This is a genomic window from Crassaminicella thermophila (assembly GCF_008152325.1).
Classification (GTDB): Bacteria; Bacillota; Clostridia; order Peptostreptococcales; family Thermotaleaceae; genus Crassaminicella_A; species Crassaminicella_A thermophila.
The window spans coordinates 636,489-655,543 of record NZ_CP042243.1; the positions used below are offsets into that span (position 1 = coordinate 636,489).

Below are 19,055 nucleotides of genomic sequence, written 5' to 3' on the forward strand. Positions count from 1 at the left end.
GTACAACCAATTATGAAAAGACTAGAAAGGAATGAAGACAAAATGGATTATTCAAAAAAAGCTCTTGAAATGCATGAAAAATATAAAGGAAAGATCAGTGTTGTATCAAAGGTAAATGTTACCAACAAAGAAGAATTGAGTATAGCATATACACCAGGAGTAGCAGAGCCATGTAGAAAAATAGCAGAAAATAAGGAGGAGGTATATAAGTATACTGCTAAAGGAAATTTGGTTGCTGTTGTAAGTGATGGAACTGCGGTATTAGGACTTGGAGATATTGGTCCAGAAGCAGCTATGCCTGTAATGGAAGGAAAAGCAGTTCTTTTTAAAGAGTTTGCAGGTATAGATGCATTTCCAATATGTGTAGATACAAAGGATGTAGATGAAATTGTAGATCTTGTAAAAAAGTTGGCACCAACCTTTGGAGGAATTAATCTAGAAGATATTTCAGCACCAAGATGTATAGAAATAGAAAAGAGGTTAAAAGAGGAATTGGATATACCTGTATTTCATGATGATCAACATGGAACAGCTATTGTAGTTGTTGCAGGATTAATTAACGCATTAAAATTAGTAAATAAAAAATTTGAAGATATAAAGATCGTTGTCAATGGACCAGGAGCAGCAGGATCTGCAATTGTTAAGATGTTGATTAATATGAAAGCAAAAGAAATTTTAGTATGTGGTAGAACTGGAATAATTTATGAAGGAAAAGAAGATAATGATGAATTAAGAGAAGCATTAGCTAAAATAACAAATCCAAATAATGAAAGGGGAACATTAGCAGATGCAATGAAAAATGCTGATGTGTTTATAGGAGTTTCAGCTCCTAATGTAGTTAGCAAAGAAATGGTAGCTTCTATGAACAAAGATGCTATTGTATTTGCTATGGCGAACCCTATTCCGGAGATTATGCCTAAATTAGCTAAGGAAGCAGGAGCGAAAGTTGTTGGTTCTGGTAGATCGGATTTTGAAAATCAGATTAATAATGTTTTGGCATTTCCAGGAATATTTAAAGGTGCATTAGAAGTAAGAGCGTGTGATATTAATGAAGAAATGAAGGTTGCGGCAGCTTATGCTATAGCAGAAATAATAGATGAAAAAGAATTAAGTGAAACATATATTATACCAAAGCCTTTTGATAAAAGAATCGTTGAAAATGTTGCAAAGGCAGTAGCAAAAGCTGCAAAGGATACAGGTGTATCAAGAATATAACAAAGGAGGAGAAAAAATGACAGCAAACAAATTAGAGAATAAAGGATTTCAATTAATGGGAATCTCTTTGCCTATGTTTTTAATATTAACAGCTGTAGTTTTATTTGCAACCTATATGGGTGTATTGCCAAAGGGAATGATTGGAGCATTTCCACTTATGATGATTATAGGTGCAATACTAAATGAATTAGGAAATCGATTGCCAATTGTAAAAGATTTTCTAGGTGGAGGAGCAATTATTGTTATATTTGGATCAGCAGCATTAGTTACTTATGGAGTGTTGCCTGAAAGTTCAAAAGAGATTATGAAAAACTTTATGAAGGGTGAAGGATTTTTAAGCTTTTATATTGCAGCTCTAATAACAGGTAGTATTTTAGGAATGAATAGGAAATTATTAATAAGTGCTTCTGTTAGATATTTACCTGTTATTCTTGGAGGTGTTATTGTATCGTTAGGACTTACTGGACTTGTAGGTATGGTAATGGGTTATGGTGCAAAAGAAGCTATTTTCTATGTAGCTATTCCAATTATGGGAGGAGGTATGGGAGCAGGAGCAGTTCCTTTATCTCAAATATTTGGACAGGCATTAAACACAGATCCTACACAAATGATGTCTAAGATGGTTCCGGCATTAGCATTAGGTAATGCTATGGCAATTGTTGTAGCTGGATTATTAGATAGAGTAGGGAAGAAAAAAGTTTCTTTAACTGGAAACGGAAAGCTTATGAAATCACAAAATGCAATAAAAGAAGAAGAACAAAAAACAATGAAACTAGATTATAAATTGATGGGAATAGGAATATTATTATCTACTACCTTCTTTGTATGGGGAAAAATACTTGCTAAATTTATACCAATCCATGCTTATGCATTAATGATTATAAGTGTTGCTGTTGTAAAGGTATTGGGAATTATACCAGAAAAATATGAAAAAGGTGCCTTCCAGTGGTTTAGATTTGTAATGACAAACTTTACACCTGCATTACTTGTTGGAATTGGTGTAGCATATACAGATTTAAATGCAGTAATAAATTCTTTATCAGTTATTTATGTAATATTAGTATTTACAACTGTATTAGGTGCAACGATAGGATCTGGTTTTGTAGGAAACTTACTAGGATTTTATCCAATAGAAGCATCTATAACAGGTGGACTTTGTATGGCAAATATGGGTGGAACAGGAGACGTAGCTGTACTTTCTGCATGTAATAGAATGGAGCTTATGCCGTTTGCACAAATATCTTCCCGTATTGGCGGAGCATTTATGTTAATATTAGCTACTAGTTTATTATCTATATTCTTATAATAGAATAATAATTAGGAGTGTAAATAAATCTATGTTTAAGTAAAAATAATTTCTCCTTTCTGGAAAGAATTAACAATACAATTCAAACCAGGAAGGAGATTTTTTATGAGTACTTTGAGAAAATGATTAATGATGGAAATCTGAAAACAGCAGGAGATATTTATAGTCAAATTAGCTATCTAAAAAACAACCATAGATATCCATCATCTTAGTTTTTTAAGTGTTTTTAAAACTTCCTCTACCTCTAAATTCATTTTATAAAATACTTTACTTTCAGGATGATCTTCAGGAAAAGCAAAATCAGTTGGTCTACCTATAAAGTATTTAATATCGTTAACTTCAAAGTATCGCTTATCACCTATAGTATCATATGAATTTTCATTTAAATCTGCTGATTCAGTATTAATGATACTAAAAAACTCTCCACACATATCTTTCATTTGTTCCTTAGGTTTAAAGTATACAGTGATTCCCATATCATATTCTTCAACCCTATACTTACCTTCCCAACTTTTAGGGAATGTAAGTGAAAACCCTAGTTTACTGCTTTTGAATTGCAAAAGAGTTAGCTTTTTCTCTAAAGTAGTGATTTTATTAATGTTTTGCTTATCTATATTATTTAACTTCCCTTGAATATCTGTGCTATTTGGATGATACCAAGAAAATTGTGAAAAATAATCATTATACTTTTGTGTAGAAAATATATATCCATACTTTGCAAAGATTGAGTTTCTTAAAATTGATAATTCATTTGTATTTAAGTTCTTGAGTAAATTATCTTCAAAAGGTTTATTAAGATTGTATTCATAATTATTTAATAAAAGTATTATATCACCTTCTACTTTCTTTTTGCTGTCAATAGCTGTTTCACTTGTTGTGATTGTAGTTGTTACTATCTTACTACTAGAAGTATTTGTATTTTCATTACGTGAGCAACTAGAGAAAATAATACATATTAAGAATACTACAATAAGTCCATTTATTTTTAGTTTCATAATATCACCTTTTATATTTCAAAATTTTGTTGTTTTATTAAAGTATCTTAATTTTTTCTAATATCTTTGACATGGAGTTTGAACTTGTACTGAAAGTAAGAAGTTTTAATTGTATTACCTATATTAGTAAAAAATTAGTTGAATTACCATATTTTGATTATTATAATAGTATTAAACAGAAAAAAGGAGAAGTGATTTATTTATGACTGAAATTATAAGATTTTCATTACTAGCAGGATTATTAGTAGCTCTTCTATTTGCTTATATTCAAATGAAAAGGCAGAAAAAAATAACAAAGATAGTTAATGATAAATTTGTTACTAATATTGAAAATCTATTAAACAAACTTGCAGACGATAAAGAAGATGATAAAAAATTCAAAAAAGAAGTTTTAAGAGTTTTACATAAAATAGAAGAATCAATAGATGATAAAAAAACTAATAGCTAATATGTTAGCTATTGTTTTTTTTATTTTCTATATCTTTTAAAAGCTTTAAAACTTTTTGCTTAAAAATCAAATTCTTTTCATTATTTTTTTGAATTGCTTCTAACAAGGCAGTAGATTCTCTTTCTGCCGCTTCGTGAGCAAGTGGAGGGAGCAGTTCACTCTTGAGAGTTTTCTTTATCTTTGTTGAGTTTATTTAGATATCTATAAATACTAGGTTCTGAACAACGAAGTTGTTTGGCAACCTCGCTTACGGCACCTTTGAGCATGAAAATACCTTTTTGATTTAAAATATCTACAACCTTTAAGCGTTCATCTTGTGTTAAGCGTTCGATTGGGATGTTATTCTTTGATAATATTTTGTTTAATACAGTATTTGTTACCTCTGCAATGGAGTCAGGAAAACTTTCAGTCTCGTCATCTAAAATAGAATTGATTGATTCATAGGTGCTATTTTTTTCGATTAATTCATCAGGATGACATAATTTTAATATTTGATTGCTAAGATCTACATATCTTTTATCATCAAAGTTAATGCATAACATTCCTACTAGTTCTTCATTCTCATCTTTAATAAAAAGTGTTGAAGATCTTAAAAGTCTTTGATCCTTAGAAATACCGTTGTAATTAATTTTATAATCGATATCTTTATAGCTTTTATCCGAAATTACAGTTAAGCCAAGATTTGTCATTGGTGCACCAATTGTGCGACCACTGACATGACCATTGGCAATAGCTACGATAGAATTGGTATAGTCGCTTACATCATGTAGAACCACCTCGTAATCAGGACCTAGAGCCTTACCTAAAAATTCTACTAAAATACTATATTGTTTTAATATATTTTGGTTCATTTTATTCACCTACTTTTATCGATATCTTATATAGTAGATTAGCATGATAATAAAAAAAAAGCAATAGAAGAAGCGTGTATAATAAAATAAATTTTTATCACGATAAAAAAATATTTTATCAAAATTCGTCGAAATAGAAGGGGGAATATGTAAAAACATAAAGAAATTATGAGAAAAACCTTTTTTATTACCATAATATAGAAAATAACATAAAACGTTTGTGAATTTTGCAAAATTTCAATAAAATCACTTGACTACTTTTTATAATGGTGATAATATTGTGTCAAAGGAGGCGAAGCATATGAAAAAAATAATTGATACGAAAAATGCACCATCTGCCATAGGACCATATTCACAAGGAACGGCAGGTTCAGGATTGATATTTGTTTCTGGGCAGCTTCCAATAGATCCTAATACAGGAGAATTTGTAACTGGTGGTATAGAGGAACAGACGAGACAATCTCTTGAGAATTTACGCCAAATTTTGGAATCTGCAGGATCAGGTCTTGATAAAGTTTTAAAAACTACTGTTTTTCTTAGCGATATGAATAATTTTGCGCAAATGAATAAGGTATATAAAGAAATGTTTGGGGATTCAAATTATCCGGCACGTTCAGCAGTAGAAGTAGCAAGATTGCCTAAGGATGCATTAGTAGAAGTTGAGGCTATTGCCTTAGAAGGTTAATAAAAAATAAAAAGGAGGAGGGTTTATATGGCGATAAAATATATACCAGAACCGTTTAGAATCAAGATGGTAGAAACTATAAAAATGCTTACTAGAGAAGAAAGAGAACAAAAGATTGCAGAGGCAAAATATAATGTTTTTAATCTTAGAAGTGAAGATGTTTATATTGACTTATTGACAGACAGTGGAACAAATGCAATGAGTCAAGAGCAGTGGGCTGGTGTTATAAGAGGGGATGAAGCTTATGCAGGTGGATCAAGCTATTTTAAGTTAATAGAAACAGCACAAGATATTTTTGGATATAAGTATATCCAACCAGTTCATCAGGGTCGTGCAGCAGAGAAGGTTCTTTTTGGACTATTGCTAGAAGAGGGGAAATATTCTATTTCTAATATGCACTTTGATACAACAAGAGCGCATGTTGAATTAGCTGGTGGTAGAGCTATTGACTGTGTAGTTGCTGAAGCTGCAGATCCAGCAAAAAGAGCACCTTTTAAAGGAAATATGGATGTTGAAAAATTAGAATCATTAATTAATGAATATGGTGCAGAAAAAATTGGACTTGTTATTATGACAGTGACAAATAATTCTGCTGGTGGGCAGCCTGTATCTGTACAAAATGTTAGAGAAACAGCAGAAATATGTAAAAAATATGGTATTAAATTCTGTATTGATGCTGCACGTTATGCAGAAAACGCTTATTTTGTGAAACAACGTGAGTCTGGTTATGAAAATAAATCAATAAAAGATATTGTTAAAGAGATGTTTAGCTATGCAGATATGTTTACAATGAGTGCGAAGAAGGACACAATTGTAAATATGGGTGGCTTAATTGGTATTAAAGAAGATGAAGAGTTATTCCAAGCTTGTAAGGCACGTACAATTTCATTTGAAGGTTTTACTACTTATGGAGGTCTTTCAGGACGTGATCTTGAAGCTTTAGCAATTGGTCTTTACGAGGGTCTTGATGAAAGCTATTTAAGATATCGTATTGGTCAGCTAGAATATCTTGCGTCTCGTCTTGATGAAGCTGGTATTGCATACCAATCACCAGTAGGAGGACATGGATTGTTTGTAGATGCTAAAGCTATGTTCCCTCATATTCCTTATTATGAGTTCCCTGGACAAGCACTTGCTATTGAGCTTTATAAAGAAGCTGGAATCCGTGCATGTGACATTGGATCTTATATGCTAGGAAATGATCCTGATACTGGAGAACAATTAAAATCTAAGTTTGAGTTTACACGTCTAGCTATTCCACGTCGTGTTTATACTCAAGCGCATATAGATATCATGGCAGAGGCTCTTATAGCTATTAAGGAAAGAGCAAGTGAAGTAAGAGGTTATAGAATTACATGGGAGCCACCAATTCTTAGACATTTCCAAGCTAGTCTTGAGCCAATAAATAAATAATATTAAAGAGAATAACTAGGAAATATTTCCTAGTTATTTTCTTTCGCATAAAGGAATGTATTCATTTTTATGGGATACACTTTTATAAGCTGGGCGAATTATTTTTTGATCACTTACAATTTGTTCTATTCTATGGGCACACCAGCCAGCAACTCTAGCAGTAGCAAATAAAGGTGTATATAGCTCTTTTGGAATATTTAGCATTTCATAAACAAATCCTGAATAAAGGTCTACATTTGCACTTATTACTACATTTTCTCCTTTTATTTCTTTAAATAGTTCAATAGTTAATTCTTCGATGTTTTTATATAAGTTAAATTCATCTACAGCATCCTTTTCAACTGCTAATTCAAATGCTTTATCTTTAAGTAGTACAGCTCTTGGGTCTGATTTTGTGTAAACTGCATGACCCATTCCATAGATTAGTCCTTCTTTATTAAAAGCTTCTTTACGCAAAATCTTTAAAAGATAGTCTTTTAGCTTTCCTATATCATTTATGTTAGATACATTTTCTTTAATATCTAAAATCATTTCCCTAACCATTATATTTGCACCACCATGCTTATGTCCCTTTAATGAGCCAACAGCAGCAGCAATAGCAGAGTAGGTATCTGTACCAGAGGAGGAAACAACATGGGTTGCAAATGCAGAGTTATTTCCTCCTCCATGCTCAGCGTGAAGAACTAATGCTAAATCAAGTGTTTCAGCTTCTGTTTTTGTATACTGATTATTAGCTCTTGTCATATATAATATATTTTCTGCAGTTCCTATGCCAGCTTTAGGTGAGTGAATAAATAAGCTCTTATTATCAAAGTTATGAGTTTTTGCTTGATAACCGTAGGATATTATAGTTGGAAATCTTGCAATAAGTTCAATGCTTTGTCTTAATACATTTTTAACACTTATATCATCTGGATTTTCATCATGGGAGTAAAGAACTAGGATGCTTCTTTGAAGTTTGTTCATAATGTTTTTGCTTGGAATTTTTAGAATCATATTTTCTGTAAAACTATGTGGTAAGTGTCTTGATTCATCAAGCAAATTGTTAAAATCAGCTAATTCATTTTTAGTTGGTAGCTTACCAAATAAGAGAAGATATGCAACCTCTTCATATCCTGGGCGATTTTCATTTTGGAAGCCAGTAACAATGTCTTTGATGTTTATCCCTCTATAAAATAGCTGCCCATCCATTGGAATTTTCTTATTATCTTTTAATATATAACCTTCTACAGAACCAATATCAGTAAGCCCTACTAAAACTCCTGTACCGTTTTTATTTCTTAAGCCTCTTTTAACATTATACATTTCATAGAATTCTGGATTTATTAAATTGTTCTTTAAAGCCAAATCTGCTAAAAATTCAAGTATAGCATTATCTTTATGTTCATTAAACTTATTTACTTCTTTAATCATTTCATAGAATTCTGGCTTTGTAATGTTGTTTTTTTCAGCTAAAATTGCTAAGTTTCCAAGAATATTACTATTTGACCATTTACGCAACGTATTCACCCCCAAGATTAATCAACAGATAAGGATAGGAGCTTCTCTATTATTGCATTGGTCATATCATTTGTGCTAGCAGAGCCTCCTAAATCTCTTGTAACAAATTTTCCTTCATCAATTGTTTTTAAAACGGCATCAACAATAAAATTGGATTTTTCTTTTTCACCTAAATGATTTAGCATCATAGCAGCTGATAGAATAATGGCAGTAGGATTTGCAAGGTTTTTACCAGCAATATCTGGTGCACTTCCATGGACAGCTTCAAATATTGCTAAATCATTTCCTATATTTGCTCCAGGAACAAGGCCAAGCCCTCCAACAAGTCCTGCACAAAGATCAGATAGTATATCTCCATAGAGATTTGTTGTTACAATTACTTGGAATTGGGATGGATTCATTACTAATTGCATACACATATTATCTACAATCACTTCTTCAAGATCAATATTTGGATAATTTTTAGAAATTTCTCTTGCACAATCTAAGAATAACCCATCTGTAAGCTTCATAATATTTGCTTTATGAACGATTGTAACCTTTGTTTTGTTATTTTTTTCTGCATAAGAAAATGCTTCTTTTACAATGCGGATAGACGCATCTTTTGTAGTAAGCTTTATGGCTTCAGCCGAGTCTTCTGAAGATTTTTTTTCAATACCACTGTATAAGCCTTCTGTATTTTCTCTAAAAATTACAAGATCTATATTTTTAAATGGTGTATTAATACCAGGAATTGTTCTTATAGGACGAACATTTGAAAATAAATTATATTTTTTTCTTAACATGACATTAATACTTCTAAAGCCACTTCCTACAGGTGTAGTAATAGGACCTTTTAGGGCAACCTTATTTTTTTCTATACTTTTAAAAACTTTATCAGGGACAAGGACTCCAGTTTCTTCATAAACAGTTAATCCTGCATTAACAATATCCCACTTTACTTCTAAGCCAGTAGCTTCAACTACATTTTTAGCAGCATCAGCAACTTCTGGACCTATTCCATCACCAGGTATTAGTGTTATATTATACATGCTATTCACTCCTTTTTAGTAAGCATGGTTCTTTACAAAATTTAGATATCCGCCACTCTTTAATATTTCAATATCTCTTTTAGATCCTTCAAATATTAGTTGAACAGAAATATTTTTAGTTTTATTGATTAATTCTATTAGCAATTCATTCTCAAGGGAATTTATTACATCATTTACCTTTATATCATCAAATTCATCAAAATATGCATAGTCATCTTTATCTTTAAATACCAAAGGAAGGATTCCAGCATTTATTAAATTAGCTTTATGAATTCGTGCAAAAGATTTTGCAATAACAGCTTTAACTCCAAGATAAAGAGGAACTAATGCAGCATGTTCTCTGCTTGAACCTTGTCCGTAATTTTCTCCACCTATTACAAAGCCACCTTTATACTCATTTGCTCTATTGCAAAAATCGTCCACAAGAGTACCGAAACAATACTTGGATAATTCTGGAATGTTAGATCTGTATGGTAATAGCTTTGCATTTGAAGGCATAATGTCATCTGTTGTAATATTGTCACCTGTTTTTAATAATACTTTTCCATAAATGTTTTTATTTAGTGCTTCGTTTATAGGGAATGGCTTAATGTTTGGGCCCATGACTACTTCTAAATTACTTCGATCTTTAGGAGGATATATAAAATAGTTTTCGTGAACATGAAATTTTTCAGGAATTTCAACTACTGGCATATTGCCAAAGGTTGATGGATCTGTTAAATATCCTGTAATAGCTGAGACTGCTGCTGTTTCAGGGCTTACTAAATAAACTTCTGCATTTTTTGTTCCACATCTGCCTTTAAAATTTCTATTAAAGGTTCTTAAGGATATAGCGTTTGATTTTGGTGCCTGCCCCATTCCAATACATGGGCCACAAGTAGCTTCAAGAATTCTTGCACCAGCAGCTATCAAATCAGCTAAAGCTCCGTTGTCTGCCATCATTTTCAATATATTACTTGATCCAGGGGAGATTACTAAGCTTACATCTTCATGGACTTTTTTTCCTTTTAGTATTTTTGCTACTTTCATTAAATCGGTATAAGAAGAATTGGTACAGCTACCAATAGCAATCTGGTCTATTTTTATTTTGTCTAGTTGTGAAACTTTTACAACATTATCTGGACTATGAGGCATAGCTGTCATTGGAACAATATCACTTAGGTTAATTATGATTTTTTTATCGTAAATAGCATCATCATCTTTAGATAAAGGAACAAAATCTTTTTCTCTACCTTGTCTTATTAGGAAATCTTTTGTAATTTCATCACTTGGGAAAATAGATGTAGTAGCACCAAGCTCAGCTCCCATATTTGTTATTGTAGCTCGATCTGTAACAGATAAAGCTTTTACGCCTTCACCAGAATATTCCACAACATATCCTACACCGCCTTTAACGGTTAGTTCTTTCAATATATATAAGATAACATCCTTTGCAGAAACCCAAGGATTTAACTTTCCTACAAGCTCGATATTTAGTACCTTTGGAGCTTTTAGATAATAAGATCCTTTTGCCATGCCAACTGCTACATCAAGACCTCCAGCTCCTATACTAAGCATTCCTAAACCACCACATGTAGGAGTATGACTATCAGAGCCAATAAGAATATCACCAGGCTTTGCGAATCTTTCTAAATGTAATTGGTGGCATATTCCATTTCCAGGCTTTGAATAAATAATTCCGTATTTTGCTGCAGCTGATTTTATAAATTCATGATCATCTGCATTTTCAAATCCAGCTTGTAAGGTATTGTGATCAATATATGCTGCTGATAAATCTGTTTTTATATCTTTAATGCCCATAGCTTCTAATTGAAGATATACCATTGTGCCAGTTGAATCTTGCGTGAGTGTTTGATTGACTTTTACAGAAATCTCGTTTCCTGGCTTTAATGTGCCTGAAAGTAAATTTTTTTCTAAAATTTTATATGTCAAACTTTTTCCCATATGAACCCACCTTTCAAATTTTAGGAAGTAAGTACAAAAACATCCATGATTGTATTGATGTATTATTGCATACAATTATATATGTATAAGGAAACACTGTCAATAGAAAGGGCAAAAAATATTAAGAAAATTTAATAATTATTCATTTTAAAAAAAGGAATAAAAAAAACCCACGTTTTGTGGGTTTTTTAGTATCCTAAAGATTTTCCTACTAATATGACTTTTATTCTTCCTTTTATGCTTTGTCTTCTTATCAAAACATATTCATTACAAATTCTTTCAGGACTATTACAGTCTGTACAATAGCCTAGATTTGCACAAGGGGTTTTTTTATTTAATCTTTTGGTATTTGCTGGGGCAGCTATGCTTTTATTTCTTTCAATTGCTTCTTCTAGGTTTTTTACGATTTTATTAACTCCTGCAACAACTATTACCTTATCAGGACCATAAAGCATTGCAGCTACTCTATTACCAGTTCCATCTACGTTATATAATGCACCATCTTCTGTTATTGCATTACTGCTTGTAAAGTATGCATCAGCACAAAAGCTTTTTCTATAAAGTTCTTTTATATCATCTTTAGTTAAGCCTGGTTTAGAGCGATCTAGAAAATTATATTTTCCATTACGAAGAAGATCAATAACGCCAGTTTCAAAAAGAGTCATAGACCCTCCAACAGATACTGTATCTCCTTCATTAATTAATTCACAGATTTTTTTATGTAGTTCATTTTCATCTTTTACATAATAAGCTTCCATATTGTTTTTTTCTAAGTTTTCTATAGTTCTTTTAACTCTTTGTTCAATAACCCATGTTGTATTTTGATCCATAAAAGTCTCCTCCTTGTTATTTTTTTCAATAATATTATTATAAATGAATTATTTGTATGAGGTAAGGGACTATTTTAAATAAAATATTAAAAAACATATAAAGGATATAGTTTTTTTTATTATGATATAATTTACTATATGTAATTTAAGGGGTGAGAGGATGATAAGATATATCTTTGGAAGAGCTGGTACTGGAAAAACACATTTGGTTTTAGAAGAGATAAAAAAGAGATTAGAAAATACAGATCACAATAGATTGATTTTGATTGTACCAGAACAGTTTACATTACAAGCAGAAAGAGATTTAATAGAAAAACTTAATTTGCCAGGAATCATAGATGTAGAAGTTTTGAGCTTTACAAGGCTTGCACATAATGTATTAAATGAAGTAGGTGGAATTACAAGGATTCATATTAATGAACAAGGAAAAAATATGGTTCTTCGAAAGATTATTGATGAAGCAGAAAAGAACCTAACAATATATAAGAAAGCATCTCAACAGGATGGATTTGTTTCAATGTTTAATGATTTATTATGCGAACTAAAGCAGCATGATATATTTCCAATGGATTTAATTAAGGGATTAGAGGAGATTGAAGAAGAAAGTATTCTTTATCATAAAATAAAAGATATTGCTTATATTTATGAGCAATTTGAAGAATATTTGCAAGGGCGTTATGTTGATACAGAAGACTATTTGAATCTATTGATTGAAAAGATGGAGCATGCAAAGTTTTTAAAGAATGCAGAAGTATGGATTGATGGTTTCCAAAGCTTTAACCCACAGGCTTATCATATTATTGAAAAACTAATGACCATGGCAAAACAGGTAAGTATTACTTTTACAATGGAATTTTCAGGAAAAGGTAATGATGGAGATTTGTTTAAAGTATCTGATATTACCTATCGCAAAATTCATGATATTGCTATGAAATATGGACTGCCAGGTGAAATTATAGACTTAGATAAGAAAAAAAGAAAAATTTTTAAAAAATCCAATGAGATTCAACATATAGAACAGGAATTCTATGCTTATCCATATAGACGATTTGATAAAGATATAAAGAATATAGAATTATTTGCAGGCCTTAATCTTTATACAGAGATTGAAAATGCTGCTTCAAAAATTGTTTCTTTAGTAAGGGAAAGAGGTTATAGATGGAACCATATTGCTGTTGTTTGCAATGATTTAGATAATTATGGACCACTGATTAAGCGTATTTTTGATGAATATGATATTCCTTACTTTTTAGATCAAAAAAGAAATATTATGCATAATCCGATTATCGAATTAATTCTTTCAGTATTGACAGTAGTGTATAGAGGATATAGGTATGAAGATGTTTTTCGATTTTTAAAAACAGGATTTAGTGGTATAGATGTGGATATTTGTGAAAAGCTAGAAAACTATGTTCTACAGTATGGGATAAAAGGAAACAAATGGAATGAGGAATTTACCCTAGGAGAAGAAACAGAAAACCTAGAAGAATTGAATCAAGGAAGAGAAATTTTCATAGAACCTATGAAAAAATTAGAAAAAAGGATAAAAGGGAAAAAGACAGTAGGAGAAATTACAAAAGGATTATATTCATATTTACAAGATATTCAGCTTAATAAGCAGTTAGAAGACTGGATTGATATTCTAAGAGAGAAGAAGCAGTATGAATATGTAAATGAAAATACTCAAATATGGAATATTGTAATGGAAGTATTTGATCAGATGGTAGAAATTATTGGAGAGCAAAAAATTACACTAAGAGAATATATTCGTGTATTAGAGTCTGGATTTTCATCATTAGAGATAGGTATTATTCCAACAACTATTGATCAAGTATTAGTAGGAAATATCCAAAGATCAAAAAGCCATGATATTAAAGCATTGTTTGTAGTAGGAGTAAATGATGGAATTTTACCATCGGGAAAAGATATGGATGGAATACTGTCTGATGAAGAAAGAATTTATATGAAAGAAAAAGATATAGAATTAGGGTATGACAGCGAAAGAAAAGCCTATGAAGAAAAGTTTATAATTTATACAACATTCACAAAACCTAGTGAATACTTGTGGATTAGTTATGCTATGGCAGATGGAGAAGGAAAAGCAATGAGGCCATCTGTTTTAATTGATAGATTTAAGAAAATATTCACAAAATTAAATGTAAAAAGTGATGTTATCAACAACTTTGATCAGCAAAAACGTCTTATATCCACACCAAAAAGTACCTTTAAATATTTGGTTGAGAATATTAGGCAAAATATAGATGGAAAACCGATTGAAGAAGTATGGTGGAATGTATACGACTGGTATTATAAGCATAAAGAATGGGATGCAAAACGTAAAGCAGTTATAGAAGGTTTTTTTCATAATAATCAAGTAGAATACATTGAATCAAGCAGTGCTAAAAGATTATACAACACTCCAATTCGATCTAGTGTATCTAGACTTGAACAGTTTGTAAACTGTCCATTTGCTCATTTTGTAAGATACGGATTAAAGCCTAAAGAAAGAAAAATGTTTGAAGTAAAGGCACCAGATATAGGAGAAATTTTTCATAAGTCGATGGAAACCTTTACGGATATGTTAAAAAAAGACAATATAGATTGGCGTAAGCTAGATAAAGATAAATGCTATAAAATGGTTGATGATGTGGTTGACAACATAGTGCCTAATTATGGAAATGGAGTTATGTTAAGTACTAATAGATATAAGTATCTTGTGAATCGATTAAAAAGAATTAGTCGTAGGGCAGTTTGGACATTAACAGAGCATATTAAAAAAAGTGGGTTTGAGCCTACGGCATATGAAGCTCAATTTGGAATAGGTAAAATGTATCCACCGATTGAAATAGAACTTGCTGATGGAGAAAAAATTTATTTAGAAGGAAGAATTGATCGGGTAGACTTATTAGAGGATGAAGAAAATATTTATGTAAAAATTATGGACTATAAATCAGGAAACAAAGATTTTAGTCTTTCTGATGTATATTATGGACTTCAGCTACAGCTTATGATTTATTTAGATGTTGTTTTAAGAAGTAAAAAGGATAAAAATGAAAAAGAGAAAAAGCCTGCTGGTATTTTTTATTTTAAAATAGATGATCCAATGATAAAAACAGAAGAAAAAGTTATAGAGGTTATTGAAAAAGAAATAAGAAAGAAGCTTAAAATGAAAGGATTAGCTTTAAAGGATACAAGAATTGTTAAGGAAATGGATCGTGATATTGACAGATATTCTGATATTATTCCTGTAGGACTTAATAAGAATGGAGGTTTTTACAGCAATTCTTCAGCAGTTGATGAGGCTGATTTTATGGATTTAATTAAGCATGTTCAAAAATTGGTTCAGGAAATTACCTTTGAAATAATGAAAGGAAACATTCAAATTGCCCCTTGTAAAAATGGTAAACAAACGGCTTGCGATTATTGTTCATATTCAAGCATTTGTCAATTCGACACGAGATTAGAAGAAAATGAGTATAAGAATATGAAAAAACTATCAGATAAAGAGGTCCTTGAAAGGATAAAAGAGTAATAAACTTCATTTTACAAAAAGCTTATATTAAGAATTTTGTATAAAATAGGAAAAGGAGATAAATGATGCAATTTATAAACTATTATATACAGATGTTAAGACGATTCGTTTCAAAAAAAGAAATTGACAAAAAAGTAGATAAAGAGCAAAAACAAAAGATAAATTTTTTACACTTAAAAGCATTTGTTTCTCAATTTAGTGATAAGGAAGTAAATATTTCTGATGACACATGGAATGATTTGAATATGGATGATGTGTTTTGTCATATTGATAAAACTATTACTACTTGTGGTGAACAAGTTTTATATAAAATGCTTAAAAATCCTTTGTTTAGTGAGGAGGGATTAAAAGAGAGAGGATATTATATATCATATTTTCAAAATCATATTGAAAAAAGAAAAAAGATTCAAGATATATTAAATAAGCTAGGAAGAATTAACAAGGATGTAACATCTGTATTATGCAATAAATTAAAACCAAATTTAAAATTAAAATTATTAGTCTCTATTTTGCCATTACTTTTTTTTATTAACATCTTTATGCTTTCTTTTATAAAGAGTAAAGTATGCATATATTCTTTAATCGTTTTAGGATTAACAAATATATGTGTACATTATAATATGGGGTATTTAATTATGGAACAAATTGCAGTAATACAATATATTGGAAGAATTATAAATATCAGTAATAAGTTATATGTAGTTTTAAAGGATGTATCACCTGAATATGCAATTAAATTGAAGAACTTATATGATAAATGTAAAATTATTGGAAAAAGAACGAGTATATTATCAAGGATAGAAGGAATGGATGTTTTTGCGGATTATTTAAATATTATATTTCTTATCAAAGAAAGAAATTATTTTACTATTGCTTCTTATATTGAAAAATTTAAAGATGAGATTATTCAAATGTATATGCTAGTTGGGAAGTTAGATGCTTTGATTTCTATAGCACTATATAGGGATAGTATAGATCAATTTGTTGAGCCTGAATTTGTAAATGAAAACAAGGTTTTGGATGTAGAGGGTATTTTTCATCCATTATTAGAAAAACCGGTTAAGAATTCTTTAAAGGTAAAAAATAATGGAATTATAATAACAGGCTCAAATATGAGTGGAAAGTCAACATTTATGCGAACAATTGGAGTAAATGCAATATTTGCTCAAACTATATATACATGTCTAGCGAATAAGTATCGAACAAGTTTTTACAATATAGTGTCATCTGTGAGCTTAAATGACGACTTAATAAAAGGGAAGAGTTATTATTTGTGTGAAGCTGAAGCTATTTATAAAGTATTAAACATATGTGAAAAATCAAGTTGTTGCTTAGCATTGATAGATGAGATATTTAACGGGACTAATCCAACAGAGAGGATTGGAGCAGCAGTTGAGATACTTAATTATTTAGCAGAAAAAAATACATTGACTATAGTATCAACACACGATTTACAGTTAATACAAATGTTGAAAGGATATGAAGCTTATTATTTTAAAGAAACTGTTACAAAAGAAGGTTTGAAATTTGATTATCATATTAGAAAAGGAATTTCTCAAAGCAGAAATGCAGTTAAAATATTAGAGTATTTAGGATATCCATATGATTTAATTACAAGAATAAATAAAAGAGTAAAAATAATTGAAACAGCATAAGGGGATATTTTGTATTACTTTGAAATATATAATGAAAAGTATAATATACACATAAGAAATGTATGTCCAAGAAAAATAATTTTTTTAGAAGGGGGTTATGGGATGGGGGATATAGAACGAATAAAAAAAGAGAAAAAGTTTTGGGAAAAAATTGCGAACAAATATGATAATCAAACAGGTATTAAAGATAGAGTAATGTATAAAGATTTGATTGAAAAAATAAAAAATGAACTAAATGGTCAAGAAAATGTTTTGGAAGTAGCATGTGGGACTGGAATCATAGCATTAGAAATAGCAAAATTTTCAAAAAAAGTTATAGGGATTGATATTTCTGAAAAAATGATTCAAATTGCTAACAGCAAATTGCAAAAAGAAGAAATATACAATGTAGAGTTTAAAATAGGTGATGGATATAATATTAATTTTAAAAATAATTCCTTTGATATTGTATTATTGTGTAATGTTTTACATGTAGTTAAAGACCCTACAAAGTTATTAAAAGAAGCAAAAAGGGTTTTAAAAGATGAAGGTGTAATAATAACTAGCACAGATTGTTATGGAAAAAAAGACACTTTAAAAGCAAAATTTCAATATATTTTTACTATAATAGCTAATAAAATAAGAATAATTCCGTATTTGAGTTGGTTTAGAGAAAAGGATATAATTAATCTAATAGAAGAATGTGGGTTTAAAATTGTTGACAAAGCCCAGTTTAAATATATGGGTATTACGGGTTGTTATGTTAAAGCAAGAAAATAAAGTGGATATCCTCTAATGATCATAAATCCATAAAATAGAAAATCTCCTGGTGTGATAAGGAGATTTTTATTATGTTAAAATTATGATAAAATTGTAAATATATAGGAATTAAAATTCAAGAGAAAATTAAGGAGTTAGAATATGGGATTGAAAAAAGTAATAAAAATATTATTGAGCGTGTTTATAATACTCATAAATATTATCAATATGAATATAAGTGAAAGATTAGCGTTTGATCGATTAGAAGCTGAAAAGTTATTAAAGGAGACATATAGGCCTTTGGAAAACTTCACAAAGGAACTAATCGTTTCAGAAGATGAGAAATTGCTTTTAGTACCAAATTATATAAAAAATGAAGAGGATTTTATTAATCTGTTTAAAGAAAAAATGCAAGAACACAATGCTAAAGGCTTTTATAAAGATTTAATTGTACAAAAAAGAGGTCAATTATTTGTAGATGGATTTGTATATATACCAAGTATTTATACAAAAAATGGAAGAGTAACAAGAGCTTATATAAAGGAAAAACAAAAATTAATTTCAAAATTATTTGGGAATGATGATAAAAAAATTGTGGAATTAATTATAAAAGAAGAATGGACGATTAGTGGAGAATGGCATAAAAGAAGTAATTATTATATTAAAAATCAAAATGGTAAATGGATGCTAGATCATGCAAACGGGACAAGTAGTTATAGATTTGTTGATATAAATAATAATCCATGGAGAGCATATTGGAAAGATTAAGAATTGATGAAGCATATCAAAAAATCATTCATAGGTGTATAAATTAGTAGATAAGGAGAAAAAGCTATAGGGGTTGATATTTCTTTAGAATACTCTCATTCGCAGTAGCAATTAGGGAGTATATTTTAAATACAGAAAATGGTA

Annotated in this window: 15 protein-coding genes; 9 read left to right on the forward strand and 6 right to left on the reverse strand. The window is 30.1% G+C overall.

What is annotated here, in order from left to right; genetic code table 11:
• The first annotated feature begins 42 nt into the window (after positions 1-42).
• Both FQB35_RS02940 and FQB35_RS02945 read left to right on the forward strand, forming a co-directional pair.
• The gene (locus FQB35_RS02940; protein WP_148810740.1) at positions 43-1,215 is read left to right on the forward strand and encodes an NAD(P)-dependent malic enzyme; all 1,173 of its coding nucleotides are present in this window, start codon (positions 43-45) and stop codon (positions 1,213-1,215) included.
• Positions 1,216-1,231: 16 nt separating this feature from the next.
• Entirely contained in the window at positions 1,232-2,521 is a 1,290-nt protein-coding gene (locus FQB35_RS02945) for a 2-hydroxycarboxylate transporter family protein (RefSeq protein WP_148808529.1), read from the forward strand.
• Positions 2,522-2,724: 203 nt separating this feature from the next.
• On the opposite strand, the gene FQB35_RS02950 is transcribed toward FQB35_RS02945, so the two are convergent.
• Positions 2,725-3,516 (reverse strand): YARHG domain-containing protein, encoded by a 792-nt coding sequence (locus FQB35_RS02950; protein WP_148808531.1) that lies wholly within the window; start codon positions 3,514-3,516, stop codon positions 2,725-2,727.
• 202 nt (positions 3,517-3,718) lie between these two features.
• Between FQB35_RS02950 and FQB35_RS02955 the strand changes: the two genes are divergently transcribed.
• The gene (locus FQB35_RS02955; protein ID WP_148808533.1) at positions 3,719-3,964 is read left to right on the forward strand and encodes a hypothetical protein; all 246 of its coding nucleotides are present in this window, start codon (positions 3,719-3,721) and stop codon (positions 3,962-3,964) included.
• Positions 3,965-4,119: 155 nt separating this feature from the next.
• On the opposite strand, the gene FQB35_RS02960 is transcribed toward FQB35_RS02955, so the two are convergent.
• Positions 4,120-4,815 carry a helix-turn-helix transcriptional regulator gene (locus FQB35_RS02960; protein WP_148808534.1) on the reverse strand — a complete coding sequence of 232 codons (696 nt, stop codon included), beginning with the start codon at positions 4,813-4,815 and terminating at the stop codon, positions 4,120-4,122.
• A gap of 301 nt (positions 4,816-5,116) precedes the next feature.
• On the opposite strand from FQB35_RS02960, the gene FQB35_RS02965 reads away from it, so the two are divergent.
• Both FQB35_RS02965 and FQB35_RS02970 read left to right on the forward strand, forming a co-directional pair.
• Positions 5,117-5,500: a RidA family protein gene (locus FQB35_RS02965; RefSeq protein WP_148808536.1), complete on the forward strand. Its 384-nt coding sequence runs from the start codon at positions 5,117-5,119 to the stop codon at positions 5,498-5,500.
• Between the two features lie 27 nt (positions 5,501-5,527).
• Entirely contained in the window at positions 5,528-6,913 is a 1,386-nt protein-coding gene (locus FQB35_RS02970) for a tryptophanase (protein WP_148808538.1), read from the forward strand.
• Between the two features lie 33 nt (positions 6,914-6,946).
• Here FQB35_RS02970 and FQB35_RS02975 read toward each other — a convergent pair whose 3' ends face one another.
• The 4 genes from FQB35_RS02975 to FQB35_RS02990 form a co-directional block, all read right to left on the reverse strand.
• Positions 6,947-8,326, reverse strand: a complete 1,380-nt coding sequence (locus FQB35_RS02975; protein ID WP_148810741.1) for a citrate/2-methylcitrate synthase — start codon at positions 8,324-8,326, stop codon at positions 6,947-6,949.
• Between the two features lie 104 nt (positions 8,327-8,430).
• On the reverse strand, positions 8,431-9,444 hold the full coding sequence (locus FQB35_RS02980) for an isocitrate/isopropylmalate dehydrogenase family protein (protein WP_148808540.1): 1,014 nt from the start codon (positions 9,442-9,444) through the stop codon (positions 8,431-8,433).
• 15 nt (positions 9,445-9,459) lie between these two features.
• On the reverse strand, positions 9,460-11,388 hold the full coding sequence (locus FQB35_RS02985; protein ID WP_148808542.1) for an aconitate hydratase: 1,929 nt from the start codon (positions 11,386-11,388) through the stop codon (positions 9,460-9,462).
• Between the two features lie 188 nt (positions 11,389-11,576).
• Entirely contained in the window at positions 11,577-12,218 is a 642-nt protein-coding gene (locus FQB35_RS02990) for a lactate utilization protein (RefSeq protein ID WP_148808544.1), read from the reverse strand.
• 160 nt (positions 12,219-12,378) lie between these two features.
• Here FQB35_RS02990 and addB point away from each other — a divergent pair, with 160 nt between their 5' ends.
• The 4 genes from addB to FQB35_RS03010 all read left to right on the forward strand — a co-directional run bounded on the left by addB (position 12,379) and on the right by FQB35_RS03010 (position 18,911).
• Complete coding sequence (gene addB / locus FQB35_RS02995; RefSeq protein ID WP_148808546.1) at positions 12,379-15,750, forward strand: helicase-exonuclease AddAB subunit AddB; 3,372 nt, start codon at positions 12,379-12,381, stop codon at positions 15,748-15,750.
• 65 nt (positions 15,751-15,815) lie between these two features.
• Positions 15,816-17,405, forward strand: a complete 1,590-nt coding sequence (locus FQB35_RS03000) for a MutS-related protein (protein ID WP_168198218.1) — start codon at positions 15,816-15,818, stop codon at positions 17,403-17,405.
• Between the two features lie 9 nt (positions 17,406-17,414).
• Positions 17,415-18,164, forward strand: a complete 750-nt coding sequence (locus FQB35_RS03005; RefSeq protein ID WP_269902699.1) for a class I SAM-dependent methyltransferase — start codon at positions 17,415-17,417, stop codon at positions 18,162-18,164.
• 141 nt (positions 18,165-18,305) lie between these two features.
• On the forward strand, positions 18,306-18,911 hold the full coding sequence (locus tag FQB35_RS03010) for a hypothetical protein (protein ID WP_148808552.1): 606 nt from the start codon (positions 18,306-18,308) through the stop codon (positions 18,909-18,911).
• The last annotated feature ends 144 nt before the right edge of the window (positions 18,912-19,055 follow it).

Excerpts from the sequence above, each read along its gene's own strand:
- FQB35_RS02950 (WP_148808531.1), bottom strand. The coding sequence starts at position 3,516 with ATGAAACTAAAAATAAATGGACTTATTGTAGTATTCTTAATATGTATT.
- FQB35_RS02955 (WP_148808533.1), top strand. The coding sequence starts at position 3,719 with ATGACTGAAATTATAAGATTTTCATTACTAGCAGGATTATTAGTAGCT.
- FQB35_RS03000 (WP_168198218.1), top strand. The coding sequence starts at position 15,816 with ATGCAATTTATAAACTATTATATACAGATGTTAAGACGATTCGTTTCA.
- FQB35_RS02965 (WP_148808536.1), top strand. The coding sequence starts at position 5,117 with ATGAAAAAAATAATTGATACGAAAAATGCACCATCTGCCATAGGACCA.
- addB (WP_148808546.1), top strand. The coding sequence starts at position 12,379 with ATGATAAGATATATCTTTGGAAGAGCTGGTACTGGAAAAACACATTTG.
- FQB35_RS02975 (WP_148810741.1), bottom strand. The coding sequence starts at position 8,326 with ATGATTAAAGAAGTAAATAAGTTTAATGAACATAAAGATAATGCTATA.
- FQB35_RS02970 (WP_148808538.1), top strand. The coding sequence starts at position 5,528 with ATGGCGATAAAATATATACCAGAACCGTTTAGAATCAAGATGGTAGAA.
- FQB35_RS02940 (WP_148810740.1), top strand. The coding sequence starts at position 43 with ATGGATTATTCAAAAAAAGCTCTTGAAATGCATGAAAAATATAAAGGA.
- FQB35_RS02990 (WP_148808544.1), bottom strand. The coding sequence starts at position 12,218 with ATGGATCAAAATACAACATGGGTTATTGAACAAAGAGTTAAAAGAACT.
- FQB35_RS02980 (WP_148808540.1), bottom strand. The coding sequence starts at position 9,444 with ATGTATAATATAACACTAATACCTGGTGATGGAATAGGTCCAGAAGTT.
- FQB35_RS03010 (WP_148808552.1), top strand. The coding sequence starts at position 18,306 with ATGGGATTGAAAAAAGTAATAAAAATATTATTGAGCGTGTTTATAATA.
- FQB35_RS02985 (WP_148808542.1), bottom strand. The coding sequence starts at position 11,388 with ATGGGAAAAAGTTTGACATATAAAATTTTAGAAAAAAATTTACTTTCA.
- FQB35_RS02960 (WP_148808534.1), bottom strand. The coding sequence starts at position 4,815 with ATGAACCAAAATATATTAAAACAATATAGTATTTTAGTAGAATTTTTA.
- FQB35_RS02945 (WP_148808529.1), top strand. The coding sequence starts at position 1,232 with ATGACAGCAAACAAATTAGAGAATAAAGGATTTCAATTAATGGGAATC.